This is a genomic window from uncultured Roseobacter sp. (genome assembly GCF_947501835.1).
In the GTDB taxonomy this organism is placed as follows: Bacteria; Pseudomonadota; Alphaproteobacteria; order Rhodobacterales; family Rhodobacteraceae; genus Roseobacter.
The window spans coordinates 1-1,591 of sequence record NZ_CANMXR010000050.1 but is presented as its reverse complement, the minus strand read 5'-3'; the positions used below and the strand labels follow the sequence as shown (position 1 = coordinate 1,591).

Annotated in this window: 1 pseudogene; it reads left to right on the top strand. The window is 56.3% G+C overall.

Features of this window, described 5'->3' with window-relative positions:
* The first annotated feature begins 337 nt into the window (after positions 1–337).
* A pseudogene (locus Q1A20_RS26020) lies at positions 338–1,357 on the top strand (IS110 family transposase).
* Positions 1,358–1,591: the final 234 nt, after the last annotated feature.

Genomic DNA, 1,591 nt, shown 5'->3' with positions numbered 1-1,591 from the left:
GCACCCAAAGCGCTGAATGATGTTCTATTGGGTCGCAGCTTTGGTAAAGTTGTGGTGAAGGTGGATTAAGGCTGCAAGACTCTCCGCAAACGAAAGTATTGGGCATTATATATGTTCAATGGCTAAATACACGGCTCCCAGTCGAGCCAAGGGTGGCTCAAAGGCGCGCACTTCGGGGTGCCCATATTCCACAGCGGCCCATTGCTACCTTTGGCCTCCAACTATAATTGCTACGCTTGCAGCCTGCATTGCGGATGGGGTGGATGGCCCCTGCTCCCCCGGCGTCACAATGCGCCATACTGCAGTTGTCATCGACTGCTAGGAAAGGAGCCACCCAATGCAGGTTACAACAGTCGGCCTAGATCTGGCCAAGAACATCTTTCAGATGCACGGTGTCACAGCGGACGGAACCGTTGCGTTCAACAAGTCACTCAGGCGTTCGCAGCTCTTGGGCTTCTTCAAGAACCTTGAGCCCTGTCTCATCGGCATGGAAGCTTGCGGATCCAGCCGCCATTGGGCGCGGCAGTTTCAAAAGCTGGGCCATAAAGTCCGGCTGATGCCCGCAATGTAGGTGAAAGCCTATGTCAAACGCGGCAAGTCAGATGCCATCGACGCTGAGGCGATCTGTGAAGCGGTCACGCGCCCTACGATGCGTTTCGTGGCGATCAAAACCGAGGAACAGCAGGGTGTCCTGTTCCTCCACCGTGCCCGAGACATGGTCGTGCGGCAGCGGACCCAGCTCAGCAACATGTTACGCGCACTGTTGGGTGAGTTCGGGATTGTGATCGCGCAAGGGGTCGGTAGAGCCGTGAAGTTTGCGAAGGCGGTATTGGACGGAGACCTCCCGAGCATTCCCGATGCCGCCATCGATGTGTTAACGAACCTGTGCAACCAGATGGTTGCTCTACACTTGCGCATTCTCTGGTACGATAAACGCATCCTGCTTGAAGGTCGTAGAGACCGTCAGGTCATGCTATTGCGAACCATTCCCGGGGTTGGCCCGGTCACCGCCTCGGCGATCGTCGCGACCGCTGGCGACGGGCATCAGTTCCGCAATGGACGAGAGTTTGCTGCTTGGCTGGGACTGACGCCCTTGAACCGATCCGGCGGTGGCAAGGAACGCCTCGGGCGCATCTCAAAAATGGGAGACAGATACGTCAGACGCCTATTGGTAGCAGGCATGACAGCACGACTGAGACACATGAAGGACAATCCGGACCGCGTAGATCCATGGGCAATCGCCCTATTGGAGCGAAAGCCTTCAAGGTTGGCAACCGTTGCCATGGCCAACAAAACCGCTCGGATCGTCTGGGCCGTACTAACGCGAAACGAACGCTACCAACCCCATGCGGCATAAACTCACAAAAGGAACACAAGACCATTGAGATGATGGAGCAATGTCAGCCCGCCAACCAAGACACCCCGTCGAATGTCAGGGACACGAAGTTGTCCGTATTGCGGTTTGGGACTTGGCCAGCGGAAACCATCAGGGCCAGCAGCCGCGTGCGCTGCGCAAACAGGCCCACACACGACTGCATCTGACAGACGATCAAATCAGCTCAAAAATGTCTTGCTATGCAGGAGACATCCA